Here is a 20,034-nt window from a genome sequence, read left to right as displayed (position 1 = left end):
ACTCGGGTCCACCATTAAACTCAACGCGGGTTCACCTCCTCCGTGCCACCGACCGAATAGTGGTCAGCGTCGGTGCTGCTGCGGAGGTGGCGCAACGCTGTCGGGACGCACCACCTCTTCCTCGGTAACCCATGACTGGGTTGGGCGAGAGCGGGACAGATTACTGACCGGGCGCACTCCGCTCCGCCGGCGACAACGGAACAGAATCCGGACCAGGCGCACTCCGCACCGCCGGCGACAACGGAACAGAATCCGGACCAGGCGCACTCCGCACCGCCGGCGACAACGGAACAGAATCCGGCAGGACCGGGGCCTGATCCCGGTAAATACGCTCCTCCTCGGTGCTGTTCCCCGGACGCTCGCTCTTCACGAAATGCGTCGGCTGCTGGCCATCGATCCGCTGGTTCACCACAGTCCGGTCGAACGCCGACGGCGGGTTCCCGCCCTGGTTGCCACTGTCCTGGTTGCCACTGTCCTGGTTACGGTTGTCCTGCTTGCCGTTGTCCTGCTTGCCGTCGTCGTGACGGAATTCCGGCATCAGGGTGCTCGGCAGCTGCCCCGGCTCGTTGTGGGAGTTGTTCCCTTCGAAGTGGTGCTTGGGCTTGCCGGTCTGCTCCGGCTGCTGGTTCCCGCCACCGTTGCTGAGACCTTTGCTGACCTCGTCGCCCACCTCGTTGAGCCGGTCGTGGAAGTTCTTCGACACCCGGTTGGCGTTCTCGTCGGCCTCGCGGAACTCCGAGGCCATCTGCCGGACCGCTTCCTCGATCCCCTGCACCGCCTGCGACCAGGCGGCGATCCCGGTGAAGATGGGCGTCACCGCGCTCAGGTGGTTCTCGCTGAACTCCCGGCCCGCCTTGTCGTCCCCGGCCGCGTGGTCGACCCGGCCCGGTTCGACCGCGGCCCGGATCACCGAGGAGAGCCGCTCGATTTCGGCCGCCTTGTCCCCGAAGCCACCGGCCGCGCTGTCCAGACCATCGGCGTTGACGAAGAACGAGTCGCTCATGACCGGTCACCTTCCTCGAAGCCGGGAACCCGGCCGGCGAACAGCTTGCGGGGGTCGGCGTTGCCGCTCATCAGGTCCTGTGCGGAGAAGCCGGGCGGCAGCATCGGGGCCATCGCCTCGGCCGCGGCGGCGATGGACTTCTCCCGGGCCTTCGCGACGGTGCGCATGATGATCGAACTCAGCTCGGCCGGCGCCATCCGCTTGTACGCGGCGGTGGGGAAGGTCAGCTCGAGCAGCTCACCCGTGCGCCCGACCGTCGCGCTCACTTCCCGTCGCGCGGAGGTCTCGGTGCTGCGGATGCTCTCCATCTGCTCTTTGACTTGCGCGTAGTTCTCCTGCTGCCGCTGGTAGGCGCCGAGCGCCTCTTCCAGCATCTTCCGGTGCGGTGAAGTCATGGTCTATACCTCCTGGGTCAGCCGACCGAAGCCAGGCCCTGGCCGAGCGCCAGCGCACCGGATTCGGAAGGGCGAATTCCACGCAGGTCGGCTGCTGCCAGCGTACGCGATGCCGCTGCGGCCGAGAGCGTCCGGGCAAGTTTGTGTGCGTTGTGGACGGTGTGATCGGCGGACGCGGCCAGTTCATGGGCCAACGCGTCGCGAACGTCGTCGGGTACGTCGTGTCCACGGCGGACCAGCAGCCGTACCGCGATCTCGGCCAGCTCGTCCACTGTGTACTCGCCGAGTTCCCAGCCGATCGCGAACAGGTCGCGCAGCGCGGGCACCAGCCCGAGCAGCCTGCCCACCCGCCGGAATTCGCCGGTGAGCACCACGACCGGATCGGCCGGACGCCGCCCGATCGCCTCGCCCAGCGCCTCCAGCACCTCCACGCCGGGGGTGTGCGCGGCAGCCTCCCACTCCCCGTCGAGGTCGACCACCAGCACGCCACCGCTCGCGTCGTTCATCGCGGTGCGCACCAGGTGTTCGGCCTGCCCCGGCCAGCGCGGGTACAGATCGTCGCCGACTCCGCAGTGCACGAGCTGGCCCACCGGGACCAAGCCCAGCTCGGCCAGGTTCTGCGCGTACAGCTTCGCGAACTCCGACCGCCCGGAACCGCGTACCCCGCTGATCACCAGGTTCGCGTGCTGCCCCAGCGGCTGCCGCTGGTGCTTGAGTTCGCCGAGCCGGATCAGCATCTGCTGGGCATGCTCCCGCACGGTGGCCTGGCCGACCAGCCCGCCGAGCCGCTGCCACACCGTGCTGGTGCCGACCGCGGCGGCCGGATCGGACGACACCGCCACCGCGGACTCCGCGGCGGTCGGCAGCTGGTTCAGCTCGGCACCCAGATCCTCGGCGGTGAGCCGGTTCAGCTCGGAGTCCTTGGCCGGCGGGCGCAAAGCGAGCCGGGAGGCCTGGTTGTTCACCATCGCCTCGAACAGTTTCCGCGCCACCCGGCCGTTACCGAACGTGGAGTTCTTCGGCACGCGCTCGAAGTACTCCCGCAACGCAGCCAGCGCGTCGTCGGTCAGCTCGTAGTAGTGCTTGCGGGTCAGCCCGGTGGTGATGGTGACCAGCTCGTCCACGCTGTAGTTCGGGAACTCGATGGTCCGGGTGAACCGCGACGCCAGACCGGGGTTCGACTCCAGGAACCGGTCCATCTGCTCGGAGTAGCCCGCGACGATCACCACCAGGGAATCGCGCTGGTCTTCCATGATCTTCATCAGCGCGTCGATGGCTTCCTGCCCGAAGTCCGGGCCGGAGCCGCCGGTCGCCGCGCTCAGTGTGTACGCCTCGTCGATGAACAGGACGCCGCCGATGGCCTTCTCCACGACCTCGGTGGTCTTGATCGCCGTGGAGCCGATGTACTGCCCGACCAGATCCTGCCGGGCGACTTCGATCATGTGCCCCTTGGACAGGATGCCCAGCTCCGCGAGCACCGTGCCGTACAACCGGGCGACGGTCGTCTTACCGGTACCGGGCGGCCCGGCGAAGACCAGATGCCGCGACATCGGCGGCATCGGCAGGCCCATCCGCTCGCGCATCTGCGACATCTTGATCAGGTTGATCAGGCCGGTGACCTCCTTCTTCACCCCGGCCAGCCCGACCAGTGCCTCAAGATCACCCAGCGGTCCGTCGAGGACCTCGCCCGCCGCTTCGCTCACGCTCTGCTCGGGCGCCGGTTCGAGCGTGCCGAACCCGTCCAGCGCGCCCATCGGCTCGGCGGTGGCGGGAGCGGGGGCCGGGGACGCGGCGTCGGTGCTGAGGTTCCGCACGTCCGGCTGCTCGCTCCCGCCGATCGGCTCGCCACCCGCGTCGTTGACCACGCAGTCGCGGATGCTGACCGGCTCGGCCGTCTCGACGTGGAAGCCGTCCTGCCCGGCACCGAGGATCTCGCATTCGGTGAACGAGGCCCGCGCGCCGACGTGCACGCCGTTGCCTCGCGCGCCTCGCACCCGGCATCGCGAAGCGGTCAGCACCGCACCCGCGGCGACCGTGATGCCGTCGGTGGCGGACTCGACGATTTCGCAGTCGCGCAAGGAGGTTTCCCCGGTACCGGCGACGAGCAGCCCGCCACCGCGCACCAGCACGGACTTCGCCGAGGACGAGGCGGCGGAGGCCAGCGACAACGCCTTCTCCGCGGTCGAGGTGATCCGGAGGTCGGTCGCGCTCAGCCGGGCTTCGTCGGTGACCTGCACACCACTCTCCCGGCCGGTTTCGATCGACGCGTCCGCGAGGTCCAGAGTGGACCGTCCGGAAAGGACGATACCGGCGCCGCTGCCCGGCGTCATCCGGAGACCGCCGATCGTGACCGCGGACTCCCCGTCGACGGCGATCGCGGTCTGGGTGGACCCGCGCACGGTCGCCCGTTGGAATCGCGGCCGGGCCTGATCGCCGATCAGGATCGTGGTCGGCGAGCCCTCGAAGGTGCAGTCCACGAACTGCGGCGCCGCCGACCCGGCAACCTGCAAGGCGTTCACCCCGGCATCGGCGAACACGCACTCCCGCAGCAGCGGCGCACCGGACGCGGCCACGTGCACGGCCTGCATCGCCGCGGACCGGAACTGCGAGGAGGCCACGGAGACCCGGGCCTGGCTGGTCACATACAGATCGACGTTCGCACTGTCCCGAACGGTCAGTCCGGTGATCGTCGCGCGGCCCTTCTGCTCCACCACCATGGCCGGCTTCTGCGCGCCGGCGATCTCGCACTGCTCGACGACCACGACCGCTTCGCCGTTGACGCAGATCCCGTTGCCCTCCGCGCCCCGCACCACGCATCGCCGCAGTATCACCGAACCGGCCTCCGCGACCACGATTCCGGACGAGGCGGCGTCCACGATCTCGGTGTCCTCGATGGTCGACTGCGCCGGCGACGCGACCACGACCCCGGCACCGCCGGTACTGGTCACCGTGCACCCGCGCAGCGCCAGCGAGCCTTCCAGCCGCGCGAGCAACGTGGCCCACGAAGTCCCGGAGACCCGGCACTCGTCCATTGCCGCCTCACCGCGCACCACGTCGACGGTGACCAGCTGATCATCGGTACCGGTCAGGGTGAATCCGCTCAGCTGCACCGCTTCGGCGTTCGCGACGAGCACGCTGCCCGTGTTCGCGACGATCTCCACCGTGCCCGGTCCCTGCTCGGCGACCAGGGAGACCATCTGGTTCACCACAAGGTTTTCCTCGTACCGGCCCGGGTGCACGCTGATCGTCGCGCCCGGTTGCGCCTTGGCCAGCGCCGCGCCGATGGTCGCGAACGCACCCGGCCGGTCGCCGGCCACCACGAGCAGCTGTCGGTTCATCGTTTCCGCCTCTCCACCCTCAGGCCAGGCCCGGGAGCGCGCCGAACCGCTCCGCCGCCTGCTTGTCCATCACCGTGCGGGCCGGCTCCTCGCCCGCCTCCGCCCAGGTCTCCAGCGTGCGCCGGAGCGAGTTCATGGCCAGTTCGTCCAGTGAGGCCCGGTCGCCGGCCACCCGGCCGGAGTCGTCGATCTCGCTCGCGGTCAGCTCCCGCAGCAGCACCATGCCGCGCGCGCCGTCGGCCGGTTGACGCGCCGCGAGCACCTTGAAGCTGGTGCCCGGGACGAACAGCACCCGGTTCGCCACTCCGCATTCGGCCGGCTCCAGCAGTTTGGTGCGACGCCCGGTGATCGACCACACCAGTACGTCGGTGTCACCGTCCACTGCCGACGACGGCTTGGTCAGCGCGTTCAGGAATCCCCACTCGGTCAGCACTTTCCGCCCGTCCAGCAGCGGCCACGCGCTGGCGGGCAGCTCGGTGGCGAACGTGGCGGTGCCGCGGTGCGAGGGCAGCCGGCTCAGCCCGGACACCACGCACCGGGCGACCGGCACGTGCGGGCCGTTCACCCCGCCGCGCAGGCCGGCGTCGATGGAGGCGCCCTTGACGGAGAGGTAAAGCTGCACGGCGACCGCGTCGGTGAGCACCTCGGCCGAGGACGAAGTGGACAGCACGCCCTGGAATCCCGGGTGCTCGGAAAGGATCCGCGCCACCGAGTTCGACATCAGGCCGTATTCCGCGCCGAGCGATTTGCGCAGCCACTGGCGTTCCTTGTCCACCCCGCGCTTGGGCAGCAGGGCGGTCGCCTCCGCACCCGGGGTCGTCTGGAAGTTCAGCTGTGCCGGGACCTTCGCGGGCTCGGCTTCGGGCTCCGGCGAGGATTCCGGGTCGACCGGCGTGGGAGGCCTCGCGGAGGTGATCGTGACCGGCGCGTTCATCGAAGCCGGGGGCACGGCCGCCCCCGGGTTCAGCCGCCGGGCGAGCGACGAGTCCACAGTGGACTCCGGCGCGGCGGGACCGGCCGCCGAGACGGTCGGGATCTCCGCAGGCGGCGAGGCGGGCTCGGAAACGGTGGAGATTCCGGTCGCGGCGGCCGTGGGCTTGCCGACCTGGGCAGGAGGCACGGCGGACGGGGCTTCACGCGGCGGAGCAGCAGGCCCCGCGTCGCCCAGGTCCGTCGGGGCACCCCGGCGCATCGGCGGCGCGACCGGGGCAGCGACCCCACCGGGCACTTCCGCCGGAGGGGCGATGCCCAGCGCCGACTGTGCGGCGGGTTGGTAAGCGGCCACGGGCGTCGCCGGCCGGTAAGGCGCGGGCTGGGCCGGGCCTTCCCCACCGGCCTGCCCGGCGGCGGGCCGGGCCGGGTCGCCCGCCCCGATCTCGGCGAGCGCCCGGGTGGTGACCTGCGGACGAGCCCGTTCGGCGAGCAGCGCCGCGGCCGGCAGCACCCGGCTCAGCCGCCGGGTCTGCTCGTCCAGGCGGCGCAGCAGATCCTCGGCCAGCAACCGCATCCGGGGCGCGGACTGCGGATCGGCAGCGTCGAAGGTGAGGTTGTGCACCGCGGCGTCGAGCGTGGCCCCGCGGACCGCGACGGTGTTCGGGCCGTCCTGCGGCGAACGCACCAGCAGACCGGACTGCACGACCTCGATCACCGCGTCCGGCGCGTACCAGTAGACGGACGGGGCGACTTCCTCCAGCCCGTGCATCGGCGGCCGGTGCGCGAGCAGCTCCGGCAACGGCGCGGGTGCTTCGGCGGATTCGCGCGGCTGGTAGCCGAGTTCCCCCGCGAACGGACGCCAGCCGAGCGTGCCGTCGAACAGCACCGTCTGCAGGGTGGGCAGCTGCGGGGAGCCGACCGGCACCCCGGCGTAGAAGGCGACCGGCTTGCCGAGCAGATCGGCCAGCGCCTGCCCGAGCGTGCTCTCCGCGGGCACCGTCATCGGCCCGTACTGCACGAAGCGGGCCTTGGCCCGCACCTGCTCGGGCAGCCGCACCCAAAGCCGGGCCGCGTCGTCCAGAGTCAGCGGCGGACAGCCGGGGCAGCCGAGCACGATGGTCATCGTGTCGTGCTGGGCGGGCATCCCGGAGATCAGCGCACGGCGGTGGTGCCGCTGCGGGGCGTCGAACCCGACCGGACGGATCCAGAGACCACCCGGCAGCGGTTCGGCCACGCCCCGGGAACTCGTCGAGGTCAGCTCGGCGGTGATCCCGGAATCCCAAGCCGGGCGCGGAAACCGCTTGGCCTCCCAGGCGGGCGGGCGGCCCGGCCGGAAGCGCACCCAGCCGCTGCCGCGTCCGGAGTGGACGAACAACGCGCCGCCCGCGCTGGGAATGACCGAGCCGTCCGGCGCGAGCACCGGCCGGTTGATCCGCTCGGCAAGCCACTGCCCGGCCAGGGCGGTGGCCTCACGCGAACGGCCGCCGATCACCAGCCGCACCCCGCGGCGCCGGCGCGGCAGCGCCTTGGCCACCGACTCCCACATCGAGATCGGCGAGTCCACCGGCAGGTCCACGACCACCAGATCGTGCTCGGTGTCCTCGGCGACGCCGAGGGCCAGCGCCTGTGCCTCGCCGGTCATGCCGTCCGCGAGGTGCACCACCAGCGCGTTCCCCACGGTCTTCTTGTCCAGTTCGGCCCGCGCCGCCTGCGCGTTGCCTCGCCGGATCGGGGAGAGCTCCATGGTCACCTTCCTCCGCTCAGATGGTGTGGCCGGGGTTCGGCATCGGCGCCGGCCCCGATCCGGTGTGGTGCGCGATCAGCCCGTACACGAAGAACCCGACCGCGATCAGCAGGCCGAGCACCAGCCCGATCAGCAACCCGGTCCAGGCCCGCTTGGCCGGCACGTCCAGGTGGCTCGCATCCCCGAGCACCAGTGCCGAGGTCATCCGTCCGATCAGGAACGAATACGCCTCGACGTGGTCCTTTTGCGTCTGCACCGGATCACCTCATCCTTCGCTCAGTCGGAGAGCCCCATGGCCCACGAGTAGACGCCGAACAACTGCAGCAGGATCGGCAGCATGGCCACCGCGCTGAGCGTTTCCAGCCAGTTCGCCAGATGCCCCCAGATCGGCAGCAGCCGCCGCGGCGGTGGCCGCAACATGGCCAGCAGCAGGAAGAAGAACACCACGCACAGGCCGGCCAGACAGACCGCGCGCCAGTGCTCCGCCAGCGGTTCCATCAGCGAGAGCCCGCCCAGCACCAGCCCGATCGCACCGGCCACCGAGAGCGGCACCCGCTGCCACACACCGAGCAGCGCCCTGGACCGCATCAGCACCGCGACGGTCACCAGCCCGCCGAGGATCGCCGGGAACACCCCACCGTCCACAAGGAACGGGAAGCATGCGGTGAACAGCGCCGTGGCGGCGAGGCAGGCGATGGTCAGGTAACCGTCGGCGTACCTGGTCTGGCGCACCATCTGTTCGGCAGGCGCCGGCTCGATGTCGTACTGCAGCTCGCTCGCCGAACGCGGCAGCTGCGGGCCGCGGATGCGGGCGAACCGGATGCCGACCCGCGGCGCGAACACCATGAACCCGACCAGCACGGTGGTGACCAGCCCGGCCGTCTGCACGGTGGTCAGGTCAAGGCCGAGGTGCAGCCACAACGTGAGCGCACCGCCCACTCCGGTCGCCACCACCGCGCCGAAGGGCACGAACGGGATGGACGGCGCCCACGCCGCCCGGCCGCCGATCAGCAGGCTGCCGGCCAGCGCGAAGGTCAGGCATCCGGTCAGGATCGGCGCACCCCGCAGATCGAGCACCGGCCCGGTGCCGGCCACCGCGACCGCGCCGGACAGGAACGCGAATCCGCAGCCGCCGAGCCCCAGCAGGGTCAGCAGCGTGTTGTCCTCGGAGCGGACCGCGGTGCCCACGGTCGCGACCAGCAGCGCGAGCGAGACCACCCCGCCGCCGATCGCGGTCAGCCCGGTCGCACCCGGGTAGAGCAGCACCCTGGCCAGCACCACCAGGGAGAAGATCGCGAAACCGAGGAACAGGCCGCGGTTGAACTCCGGGCGCCAGCGGCCGGACTGCCTGCTCACCGCGGTGGCCATACCGTCCGCGATGTCGTCGAAGTCCAGCTCCGGCAGGGGATCCTCGCGAGGGCGCAGGTGGAATTCCTCGCCCTCCTTCCAGTCGAGCGACTCCGGGGTGCCGGCCGCGTCCAGCGGCGGTTCGCCCAGGCGCTGCAGGACCCAGGAGTCGCCCATCTCCACCGGACCGCCGGTGTGCTGCAGCAGCACCGGCAGCAGGCTGGTCAGCGGCACCGACAGCGGCACCGCGAGGTCCGCCCGGCCCTGCGGCCCGTACACCGTGATCCGGCACAGTTCGCCGGTCAACGTGCTCATCGCACACCCCGTTCCGTCATCGCAGATCCCCCGCCAGCCGGGACAGGCCCTCGCCGGTCCGATCTTGTTCCAGTGGGATGAACCCGGTCTGCATGAGCTTCACGCCGCGCCGGGTGACCAGCTGCGCGCGGCCGGCGGGCAGCTGCCGGGGCGCCGCCTCGCCGAGGAACTTGCCCTCCTCCTTGGGGTAGGAGAAGACCACGCCCGGGCTGCCCAGCTCCCAGATCCGGCGCACCACCGCGTCCGCCAGCGCGCGCATCGCACCCGAGGTGCTGCGCGCCAGGATCAGGTGGAAGCCGATGTAGGAACCCTGCGACAGCAAGGACAACAGCGGTTCCAGCGGGGTGCCCAGCCCGCCGGTGAGCAGCTGGTAGTCGTCGATCACGAAGAACAGCCGCGGACCGGTCCACCAGTCCCGGCGCTTGAGCCGGTCCGCGGTGATGGTCTGGTCCGGCACCCGCGGGGTGAGCGACACGCTCGCCTGCTTCGCCAGCTCCTGCAACGCCTCGGTGGTGGTCGCGTAGCCGACGCGGTACTCCTCGGGCACTTCGGCGTCCAGTGACCGGCTCGGGTCGGCCAGCACGATCTTCGCCTCGCTCGGCTGGTAACGCGCCAGGACCGAGCGCAGCACCAGCCGCAGCAGGTTGGTCTTGCCGGTTTCGTTGTCGCCGAAGACAAGCAGGTGCGGGGTGGCCGCGAAGTCGTGCCACACCGGCAGCAGCCGCTGCTCGTCCTGTCCGAGCGCGACCCGCAGATCGCCGTCGGGCGGGGGCAGCTGGGCCATCGGCAGCTTCGCCGGCAGCAGCCGCACCGCCGGTGCCGAGGCACCCGCCCAGAACAGCCGCGCCTCTTCGGCGACCGCCTTGGTGGCCGCGGCGAGGTCGTCGGTGTTCCCGCTGCCGTCCATCCGCGGCAGCCCGGCCAGGAAGTGCAGGCCGTCCGGGGTGAGGCCGCGGCCCGGCTGGTTCGGCACGGTCTTCGCCTTGCGCGAGCCGATCTCGGACTCCATCGGGTCACCCAGGCGCAGCTCGAACCGGGTCTGCAGCAGGTCCCGCAGGTACGGGCGGATCTCCGACCAGCGGGTCGCGCCGATCACCACGTGCACCCCGAAGGACAGCCCGCGCGAGGCCAGCTCGCCGATCTTCGGTTCCAGGTCCTCGTAGTCGTTCTTGAGGCTGTACCAGCCGTCCACCACCAGGAACACGTCGCCGAACGGGTCGTCGATCCGGCCGGCCCGGCGCAGCTGCCGGTAGGCGTCCATGGACTCGATGCCGTGCTCGGCGAACATCGCCTCGCGGCCTTCCATGACCTGCGAGATCTCTTCAATGGTCCGGACCACTCGGTCGCGTTCGAGCCGGGTGGCGATGGAGCCGATGTGCGGCAGCCCGGACAGCGACATGATCCCGCCGCCACCGAAGTCCAGCCCGTAGAACTGGACCTCCTGCGGGGTGTGCGTCATCGCCAGTGCCAGCACCAGCGTGCGCAGCATGGTCGACTTGCCGGTCTTCGGCCCGCCGATCACGGCCACGTGCCCGGCCGCTGAGGACAGGTCGGCCAGCAGCAGCTCGCGCACCTGCTCGAACGGCCGGTCGATCATCCCCATCGGCACGCGCAGCCTGCCCCAGTGCGCCGGGTCCTGCACCGACATACCGCGCGCCGGGTCCGGCAGCACACTCGGCAGCAGGGAGTCGAGACTGGGCGATTCGGCCAGCGGCGGCAGCCACACCTGGCGGGCCGCCGGGCCGGTCCCGATCAGCCGCTCGACGAACACGTCGGCCAGCGTCGGTCCACCCGGCACCGTCGCTTCCAAAGCCTCCACATCGGACTTCTTCTCGACCGGTTCGGGCTCGTCGTCACGCACGATCAGCTTGGCCGGGCGGGCCTGCGTGAAGAACGGGACGACCTCGCGGCTCGCCCGCGCCGCGGCCACCGCCGAATTCTCGCCGCTGCCGGCGGGCACCGGCCCGGACACGTAGGCCGCCTTGAACCGCACCAGGTTCGTGGTGTCGATCTTCAGGTACCCGTTGCCCGGCTCTGGCGGCAGTTCGTACGCGCTGCCCGCGCCGATCACGCTGCGGGACTCCATCGAGGAAAAGGTCCGCAACGCGATCCGGTAGGACAGGTGGCCCTCGACCCGGTGGATCCTGCCTTCGTCCAGCCGCTGCGAGGCGAGCAGCAGGTGCACCCCGAGGCTGCGGCCGAGCCGGCCGACCGAGACGAACAGCTCCATGAACTCCGGCTTCGCGCTCAGCAGCTCGGAGAACTCGTCCACTACCAGGAACAACGTCGGCATCGGCGCGAGCTGCTCACCGGCGCCGCGTGCTTTTTCGTACTCGTACAACGACGGATAACCGCTGGCGCGCAACTGTTCCTGGCGCCGCACCATCTCGCCGTTGAGCGAGTCCTGCATCCGGTCGACCAGCGGCAGCTCGTCGGCCAGGTTGGTGATCGTCGCCGAGGTGTGCGGCAGCCGGTCCATCCCGAGGAACGTCGCACCACCCTTGAAGTCCACCAGCACGAAGTTCAGGATCTCCGAGGAGTGCGTGGCGGCCAGCCCGAGCACCAGCGTCCGCAGCAGCTCCGACTTGCCCGACCCGGTCGCGCCGATCAGCATCCCGTGCGGGCCCATCCCGCCCTGCGCGGATTCCTTCAGGTCCAGCTCTACGATCTCGCCGTCCTCGGTCACCCCGATCGGCACCGACATCCGGGCCCGCTGCACCGCCCGCGGCCGCCACTGCGCCGCGATGTCGAAGGTGTGTACGTCCTTGATGCCCAGCAGCGCGGTCAGCCCGAAATCGCTTTCCAGCGGCTGATCCGCGATCTCCAGCGTGCCGCTGGTGCGTTTGGGCGCGAGCAGCCGGGCCAGCCCCTCGGCCTGGGTCACCGACAGCTCGTCCCGGATCGCCGACCCCACCGCGGTACCGGCGGGGAACTCGATTCGATCCTCCTTTGTGGATAGCCGCAGCACCTTCGGGCCGCCCGGCAGCGTGCCGGTCACGTCCAGCAGCACCACGTTGCGCAGGCCCGCGCCGAGCAGCCGCGAGGACTCCGGGATCGGCGCCAGATGCGCCACGACCACCACGAACGGTTCGGTGGTGGTCGGGCCGACGGTCTTGTCGTGATCGTCGCGGTCGGCCACGTCCGGGCCGAGGATGTCCATCAGCTCGTCGTGGTCCGCGGCGAGCAGCCGCAGCGGACCGGCCGCGTCCCGCAGGGTCGGATGGTTGTTGTGCGGCAACCACTTCACCCAGTCCCACTGCGCCTGCTCGGACTCCGTGGTGAGCACCGCCAGCCGCAGCTCGTCCGGCGAGTGGAAGGTGACCAGCTGCGCCACCATCGCCCGCGCCAGCGCGACCGCCGCGTCCGGATCGCCGTCGAACTCGATGCTGGTGAAGCTGCGCAGCCCCACCGCGATCGGGATTCCCGACAGCGTGCGATAGGTCTCGGTGAACCGGCGCAGCGAGATCGCCGACAGCGGTTCCAGGTCCTCGATCGGCTTGGTCACCGGCGGCACCAGCTCCAGCGCCGACTCCTGGGTGCCCAGCCCGATCCGCACCCGGGCGAAGTCCTCGTGGCTGACCCGGCGCTCCCACAGGCGCGAGCCCATCGACAGCGACCACAGCGAATCCGGCGACGGGTTGTTCCACGCCACCGCCCGCCGCTGATCCTCCGCGGTCCCGCGGGCCCGCTCCCGGACCTGGTTGATGTAGCGCAGGTAATCCCGGCGCTCGGCCTTCATCTTCCGTTTGCGCTCGGAACCGGGCCTGGCCAGCTGCCCGAGGCTCATCGCCATCATCGACACGCCCATGCCGCCGCCGATGACGTAGGTGAAGGGAGAACTGCCCGCGGCGCCGGAAAAGGCCAGCACCATCACCAGCGAACCGATCGCCATCGGCAGCATCATCAGCAGCGAGTTGAAGTCGCGAACCGCCGGTTCCGCCATCACCGGCGGTTCCTGCAACTCCTCCTGGCCCTCGGGCAGCTCCGGGCCGACCGCACGCGGCCCGCGCTTGACCGTCTCCGTGCTCATCGGCGCACCGTACTCATGCGCACCGTACTCATTCGAGGACTCCCGAAGAACTGCGGCTCACCGGTGCGCCCCAGGCCGAGTGGTCCTGCCGGAGCAGATCGGCCATCTTGCGTTCCTCTTCTTCCTCCTCGTTCTCGCCGTCGGCCGCCTCGTCCTCGGCGTCCTTGGCGGGCTCCGCCGGCTGCTGGCCCTCCGGAAGGTCGCCACAGGTCGGCATTTCGTCGAGGATGACCTCGCTCGGTCCGCCGCGAACCCGCTGGTAGGTGCTCAGCATCGGTTCGTCGGCGGGCTCGTCGGCGGGCGGCTGCCAGGGGTCGGCACTGCGCTGCACGAACTCGGTGCTGGTCGCCTCTTCCCGGTCACCGCCCGAGCCCGGCGTGCCCGTCGGCGAGCCGGGCAGGAACTCGGCGGTGCCGACGTCCCATGCGGAGATGTCCTCGGAGTCCACTGGCCGCACCACATCGATCCGCACGAAATCGCCGCCACCGTGCGGTGCCTCGTCGGCGCTCTGGTCCGTGCCGGTGCCCCAGCCCGTGTTCGACGGGCTCTGCTGATCAGCGACGGGGTGCTGCGCCTTGGCGGGCTCGGCCGGTTTGGGCGCCTCTGGCACGGATGGCGGGACGGTCGCCGGTGAAACCACCGGGACTGCCGCACCGGGGTGCGCCGGAGTGTCCACAGAGGACGAATTCGCCCACTGTGCCGCGGGGGCCGGCGGGGTGTCCCCGTGCCCGATCCCCTCCGGGGCGGCCGTTGCCCAGCGCTCCTGCCCGGGACCGACCAGCCCGGCCGAATCTGGCCGCCCCGCCGCGGGCAGCGGCGGGATGCCCGGGGCACCACCCAGTGCGGGCGGCACCATCGGCGCGCCGGGACTCGGCTGTGAGTTCTGCTGCGGACGCTGCTCGGCCGCGTTCTCAGCCGGCTGCCCCACCGATTCCTGGCCGTTGATCTCGCCGTCCGGCGGAGTGGCCCATGCCGCCGCGTCGCTCGGCGGCGTGGCACCGAACGAGGACGGGTCGCCGACGCCGTCGGGCGTGGTGCCCTGCCACGGCTGCCCGTTGTTGCCCAGCAGCTCCGACGAACCGGGCCGTTCCGCCGACGGCGTGTTCATGCCGCCGGGGCCGCCGCCCATACCACCGGGGGGCATCATCGGCGGCTGGTTGCCCGGAACCTGTTGCTGCTGCTGGTGGTTCTCCACCTGCTCGTCGATCTGGCCCGGCAGCTTCGGCTGGCCGGCCTCACCGATGCCCTTGACGCCTTCGCCCGGCGAGCCGGGGACATCGGCGTGCGGGACACCAGCGCTGTTCGCGGGACCACCGGGCGGCGTCGCCCAGTTGGCGGACTCCAGCGGCGGAGTGGCCCCATGCGACGCCGGATCACCGATGCCATCAGGGGTACTGCCGACCCACGGCTCGCCAGGGTTGACGAGCAGACCATTGGCATCCGACCGATCCGCCGGCGGCGTGTTCATGCCACCGCCACCGCCGCCCATGCCACCCGGGGGCATCATCGGCTGCTGACCACCCGGAACCTGCTGCTGATGATGGTCTCCACCCTGATTGACGATCGGCTCCGGCAACTTCGGCAGATTGCTCTCGCCGAGACCCTTGAACCCGTCGCCGGGCGAGCCGTGCTCCCCGTGTCCACCCGCACCGGGACCACCGATGCCGTGGCCGAGCCCACCGCCCGCGCTGGGCGGCGGCGCCCACTTGGCCGACTCCAGCGGCGGAGTGTCCCCATGCGACGCCGGATCACCGATTCCATCAGGGGTACTGCTCGCCCACGGCTCGTCCCCCAAGCGCAGCAGACCCTTGGCATCCGGCCCGTCCGCCGACGGCGTGTTCATACCGCCACCACCGCCGCCCATGCCACCCGGCGGCATCATCGGCTGCTGACCACCCGGAACCTGCTGCTGTTGGTGGTTTCCACCCTGATTAACGATCGGCTCCGGCAACTTCGGCAGATTGCTCTCGCCGAGACCCTTGATCGCGTCGGGGCTGCTGCCACCGTGCGCGCCCGGGATCTTGCCGAGGCCGCCCGGGCCGGCACCGTGGCTACCCGGCCCGCCGACACCGTCGCCGAGCCCACCGCCCGCGCTGGGCGGCGGCGCCCACTTGGCCGAGGTAAGCGGCGGCGTCTCGATGTTCGTGTCCGGATTGCCGAGACCCGGGGGCGGGCTGGGCACCCACGGCTTCTTCATGCCGCCGACCAGACCGGAGGCATCCGACCGATCCGCGGACGGCGTGTTCATGCCACCGCCGCCACCCATGCCACCCGGCGGCATCATCGGCATGCCACCGCCACCCGGCGTCTTGTCCGACGGCGGGGCCATGCCGGGTGGCATGTGGTTGAGCGCGTCGCCGGGCAGGCTGTTGTTGCCACCGAGCCCGTTGGCGCTGGGCGCCGGCGGGATGGACGGCGAGTGCAGGTTCCCCCCGCTGCCACCGAGACCGCCCGGGCTTCCCGGCGGCGCCGGGAGCTCCGGCGACTGCAGGCTCCCGAGGTCGCCGGGGCTGCCCGGCGGCGACGGCAGATTCGGCGAGTGGAGGTTGCCACCATTATCGAGGCTGCCCGGACTTCCCGGCGGCGACGGCAGGTTGGGCGAGTGGAGGTTGCTCCCGCCGAGCTGGTCGCTCGGTGGCGGGGGAATCGACGGCGCCTTGAGCGGCGGCGGGGCCTGCGAGCCACCGTTGCCGCCCAGCGAGTTCGGGGACTTGAGGTTGTTGCCGAGGCTGTTGTTCCCCTGCCCGTTGGCGCCGGGCGGCGCCGGGAGCGAAGGACTGCTCAACGGCGGCATCGAGAACTTGCTGGCCACCGGAGGCGGAGCAACGCCCTTGCCACCCAGGTCGCCGGGCGGCGACGGAATCGACGCGCTGCTCAACGGCGGCGGCGCACCACCGTTTCCACCGAGACCCTTACCCGCCAGATCACCCGGCGGCGACGGAATCGACGCGTTGTTCAGCGGCGAAGGCGTGCCATTACCGCCAAGGCCCTTACCCCCCAGATCGCCCGGCGGCGGGATGGAAGCGCTGCTCAACGGCGGCGGCGCACCACCCTCACCACCAAGACCCTTACCACCCAAATCACCCGGCGGCGACGGAATCGACGCACTACTCAACGGCGGCGGCGCACCACCGTTTCCACCGAGACCCTTACCCGCCAGATCACCCGGCGGCGACGGAATCGACGCGTTGTTCAGCGGCGAAGGCGTGCCATTACCGCCAAGACCCTTACCCCCCAGATCGCCCGGAGGCGACGGGACCGGAGGCTTGTTGAGCGGCGGAGGCCCGCCGTTGGCACCGGGGCCACCGCCACCGGGGCCACCACCCGGCGGAGCCGTAATCGGCGGGGGCGGCGGAGGAGTCGGCAGAGGCGGCGGGTTGGGCAGAGGTGGCGGAGGCGGGGGCGGCGGAGGCGGGGTGGGGCTCGGAGTGGTCGGCGGGGTGTTCTGTCCCGAGTTGACGGTCACGCCGTGGTACTTCTGCGCGAGCTGGCCGGCGACCTTTTTCATGTCGTCGGTCATCATCTTGACCGCTTCGTCGAACTGCGAGATGTAGGCCCGTCCATCGTTGAGCTTGTACTTGTTTCCCTGGGCGAGCACCTGCGCGGCGTAGAAGCGGTCGATGTAGCGAATGGTGTCCTGCGCCCACTTGAGGTAGGCGGCGGAGTTGACCAGCTCGTTCGGCACGTTGTTCGCGCCGCCGTTGTCCCCGATCCGGTCCGCCAGATCGAGGAACTTGTTCTGGAGCGTGGTCATCATGGTGGTGAAGTTCGTGGCCGCGGTGCCCTTCCACGGCCCGTCCGGTCCCGCAAGGGCGGCGGTCTGCTCCTTGATCGCCTGCGCGATCATCGCGAGGTTCTGCTGGGTCTCCTGGAAGATCCCGGCGGCGGTTTGCAACGATTGCCAGTTCACGTTGCCGTAAGCCTGGTCCAGACCTTCCTGGCCGGGTTGCATGGAACCCCCGCCGAGCACCGCGGCTTCGATCTGCTTCCAAGTCAGGCCTTCGAAGTCCTTCGTCGGGTCGCCGCCACTGTTCGTCTTGGGCGACTGCGACGAGTCGGGCCAGACCCCTGTCTCGTCCGCGGTGAAGCCGTTGGTGCTGTTTTCGTCGTCCTTCTTACCCACCCGACATCTTCCCTCGATCGAGTCGAACCCGGAGAGACCGCCGCCCGAGCGGTCAGCGCTGCTGGCCTGCGTTGGTGATGTGGCCGTTGACCCGGTTGAAGTACTGGTTGTACTGGTCAGCGGACATCTTGTTCACCTCGTCGGCGTTCTCGTAGGCCTTGGCGGCCGTGATGACCGCTTCGGCGACCTCGTCGAGCGCCTTGGACAGGTCGTGAATCGCGGACTTCGTCGTGTCCCGCAGACCGCCCGGGCCGGTGATCGGCTTGACGATCTTCTCCTGCGCGGTGAGGAAGACCCCCGGCTTCAGCTGAACGCCTTCCAGCTTGTCCGGCAGGCTCTTGATCGGGCCGTCGGCGAGCGACTGCAGGTTCTTCGCGAACGTCCGCATGGCCTCGGTGTTGACCGCCGTCACACCCTTGCCCGGGTGGTCCGAACCACCCGGCACGGGCGGCGGCTTGCCGACGTTGCCCGGCGGAATCCACTCGTGCTGCGGATCCGGCGGCTTCTGGTCGCCAGGGCTGTGGAACTTCGGCTTCTCCGAGTCCGACATGTCGCCCGAAAGCGCGCTCTTGTTTTCTCCGTTGCCGTTGCCATCCACTGTCGTACTCCCTCCTTTCCGGAACTCTCCTGTGGTGCGGCACCGGATGCCGCACCACAGGAGAACGGGATCAGTGCGCGGCGAACCGCTTGGCGTTGTTGCCCTCGGTGGTCGAGGTGCCCTCGTTGATCGAGCCGAGGGTCTGCGAGGCGGCGTCGAGCGCCTGCGGCAGGGTGAGTGCCGCCTGGTGGCAGAAGGTGTACGTCTCGTTGAACATGTCGGCGGCGACACCGGTCCACTGCTCACGCTGACCGTCGATGACGGCCTTCATCTGGTCCAGCAGCTCGGTGATCTGGTTGGACTGCTGCTTCGCCTGCCCGACGGTGTCCTGCATCTGGGCGAAGCTGATCTGGAACTGACCCAAAGCCATGGGATGTGGTCCTTTCGTGAAGGGGAAGGGGGATCAGAAGCCCTGGAGGCCGCCGCCGCCGATGACGGCGGAGTTGTTGCGCGCGGCCGAGGTGTTGTCCGAGTCGCGGGTGTCGTAGTCGCTGGCCGAGGTCTGCACGTTCTGCGAGAGCTCCTCCAGCTTCTGCACGATCTTGCGGCACGTCGAGTCGAACTGCGTCATGGCCTGGCTGAACACCGTGGCCGAGTCCGCCCGCCAAGTGCCGAACAGCGACTGCATGGTGCCGTCGACCCGCTGGTTCACACCAGTGATGTTCTGCCCGGTGTCACTGATCGTCTGCGCACCCTTGCGCATGACGTTGGTATCGACGAGGGCGCCGTCCTGCGAAGCCATGCTTTCTCCTCTAGTCGGTTCTTCCGAGAAACACCGGCCCGATGCATCAGGCCGGTCCGAGGTCTCCGCAACTGCCCTTCGTTCGGCCGGTACGGAGGGCAGGGGGAGCCTGCAGTCTTACGGTAAGTGCCTGATCTATGCGTTGTCGCCGCGTTGTTCCCTTCTGACCACCAGGTCACGGACGGCGGGGCAACTGGTTACCTTCCGTTCTTCTCGGGTATCCGCTAACCGGGACAACGAAGCCCCGGCCGTTATTACCCGCGGTTGCCTCTTCAGCCACCACCCTTGCCCGGTTGGCCACTGCCTTTGCCTGAGTGCGCCGGGGCGCGCCCCGGCGCTAGAGTGCGGCAGGTGATCGAGCAACTGAGCATCCCGACCGAGGCCGGATCCTTCGACGCGATCGCCGCCGGCCCCGCGGACGGCCGCCCGGTGCTGCTGCTGCACGGCTTCCCCGAGGCCTCGGTCGAGTGGGAACACCAAGTGGCCACGCTCGGGGTGCTCGGCTACCGTGCGGTGGCGCCGGACCAGCGCGGTTACTCCCCCGGCGTGCGCCCGCAGCAGCCCGCCGAGTACGGCATCGCGACCCTGGTGTCCGATGTGGTCACCATGGCCGATGCCCTTGGCTGGCAGCGGTTCGACTTGATCGGTCACGACTGGGGCGGCGCGGTGGCGTGGTGGACCGCAGACGAGCACCCGCACCGGCTGCGCAGCCTCGCCGTGGTGTCCACTCCGCACCCCGGCGCACTCGCCGAGGCCATGCGCACCGACGAGGACCAGCACCTGCGTTCGGGGTACATGACCGAATGGCGGCAGACCCCGGCCACCGAGCGGCGAATGCTGGCCGACAACGCCAAGGCGCTGCGGGAGATCTTCGACCGCCGGATCCCGCCGAGCAAGGTCGACGAGTACGTCGGGCGGCTCACCGAGCCGGGCGCGCTGACCGCCGCGCTCAACTGGTACCGGGCCGGCCGCCCGGGCGGGAAGATCGGCCGGATCACGGTGCCCACCCTGTATCTGTGGTCTACAGAGGACGTTGCGTTCGGCTCTGCCGCGGCGCTGGCCACCGAGCAGTGGTGCACCGGGCCGTACCGGTTCGAGATGCTGGAAGACGTCTCGCATTGGGCCGTGGAGGAGGCACCGGAAGCGGTCACCTCGTTGCTCGTCGAACATCTCGGCGGGCATTGATTCCTGCCTTATCCGAAGTGGACTGTCCAACTCGGAATAGCCACCCGAGGAGTCCCTTGCCCGTTGAGCCGATTGGTCATTTTCCAGCACTGAAAAGCGGGGATCGCCTCAGGCAGCGGTATTGTCTTTTCTCGCTTTCGCACACACCATCTTCCCAGGGTGTCGGCAAAGTTCGTCGGGGACCCGGCAGTGGGCGATGCGGAGGTGTGTGCGACCACCTCGTAGGGTGCGCCGGACCGGTTTCGGGTCTGTGAAGGGACCCTTCACAGACTCAGAGTCCG

Annotated in this window: 12 protein-coding genes; 1 reads left to right on the top strand and 11 read right to left on the bottom strand. The window is 70.2% G+C overall.

Annotation, left to right across the window (positions count from 1 at the left end):
* Window positions 1–160: 160 nt before the first annotated feature.
* From D5S19_RS12715 to D5S19_RS12665, 11 genes are all read right to left on the bottom strand, one after another.
* On the bottom strand, window positions 161–1,003 hold the full coding sequence (locus tag D5S19_RS12715) for a hypothetical protein (protein ID WP_120023560.1): 843 nt from the start codon (window positions 1,001–1,003) through the stop codon (window positions 161–163).
* Complete coding sequence (locus D5S19_RS12710) at window positions 1,000–1,398, bottom strand: YbaB/EbfC family nucleoid-associated protein (RefSeq protein WP_120023559.1); 399 nt, start codon at window positions 1,396–1,398, stop codon at window positions 1,000–1,002. Before D5S19_RS12710 ends, D5S19_RS12715 begins: the two co-directional genes overlap by 4 nt.
* A 17-nt stretch (window positions 1,399–1,415) precedes the next feature.
* On the bottom strand, window positions 1,416–4,736 hold the full coding sequence (locus tag D5S19_RS12705; protein WP_120023558.1) for a right-handed parallel beta-helix repeat-containing protein: 3,321 nt from the start codon (window positions 4,734–4,736) through the stop codon (window positions 1,416–1,418).
* A gap of 19 nt (window positions 4,737–4,755) precedes the next feature.
* Window positions 4,756–7,413: a hypothetical protein gene (locus D5S19_RS12700; RefSeq protein WP_199730470.1), complete on the bottom strand. Its 2,658-nt coding sequence runs from the start codon at window positions 7,411–7,413 to the stop codon at window positions 4,756–4,758.
* A gap of 16 nt (window positions 7,414–7,429) precedes the next feature.
* Window positions 7,430–7,669 (bottom strand): type VII secretion protein EccB, encoded by a 240-nt coding sequence (locus D5S19_RS12695; protein WP_120023557.1) that lies wholly within the window; start codon window positions 7,667–7,669, stop codon window positions 7,430–7,432.
* Between the two features lie 20 nt (window positions 7,670–7,689).
* Window positions 7,690–9,075 (bottom strand): type VII secretion integral membrane protein EccD, encoded by a 1,386-nt coding sequence (eccD, locus tag D5S19_RS12690; RefSeq protein WP_120023556.1) that lies wholly within the window; start codon window positions 9,073–9,075, stop codon window positions 7,690–7,692.
* Window positions 9,076–9,091: 16 nt separating this feature from the next.
* Window positions 9,092–13,105, bottom strand: coding sequence for a type VII secretion protein EccCa (gene eccCa / locus D5S19_RS12685; protein ID WP_120023555.1), 4,014 nt, complete (start codon window positions 13,103–13,105; stop codon window positions 9,092–9,094).
* A gap of 28 nt (window positions 13,106–13,133) precedes the next feature.
* A complete protein-coding gene (locus tag D5S19_RS12680) occupies window positions 13,134–17,228 on the bottom strand; it encodes a hypothetical protein (RefSeq protein WP_120023554.1) in 4,095 nt (1,364 codons plus the stop codon).
* A gap of 52 nt (window positions 17,229–17,280) precedes the next feature.
* Window positions 17,281–17,826 (bottom strand): hypothetical protein, encoded by a 546-nt coding sequence (locus tag D5S19_RS12675; protein WP_199730469.1) that lies wholly within the window; start codon window positions 17,824–17,826, stop codon window positions 17,281–17,283.
* Window positions 17,827–17,896: 70 nt separating this feature from the next.
* Window positions 17,897–18,196, bottom strand: a complete 300-nt coding sequence (locus tag D5S19_RS12670) for a WXG100 family type VII secretion target (protein ID WP_098512683.1) — start codon at window positions 18,194–18,196, stop codon at window positions 17,897–17,899.
* 33 nt (window positions 18,197–18,229) lie between these two features.
* The gene (locus tag D5S19_RS12665) at window positions 18,230–18,568 is read right to left on the bottom strand and encodes a WXG100 family type VII secretion target (protein ID WP_120023553.1); all 339 of its coding nucleotides are present in this window, start codon (window positions 18,566–18,568) and stop codon (window positions 18,230–18,232) included.
* 351 nt (window positions 18,569–18,919) lie between these two features.
* On the opposite strand from D5S19_RS12665, the gene D5S19_RS12660 reads away from it, so the two are divergent.
* Window positions 18,920–19,753 carry an alpha/beta fold hydrolase gene (locus tag D5S19_RS12660; RefSeq protein ID WP_120023660.1) on the top strand — a complete coding sequence of 278 codons (834 nt, stop codon included), beginning with the start codon at window positions 18,920–18,922 and terminating at the stop codon, window positions 19,751–19,753.
* Window positions 19,754–20,034 lie beyond the last annotated feature (281 nt).

Origin of the sequence: Amycolatopsis panacis, assembly GCF_003600245.1 — a bacterium.
Lineage (GTDB): Bacteria > Actinomycetota > Actinomycetes > Mycobacteriales > Pseudonocardiaceae > Amycolatopsis > Amycolatopsis sulphurea.
Note: the sequence above shows the minus strand (reverse complement) of the source record. Positions and strands in the feature narration are given on the sequence as shown.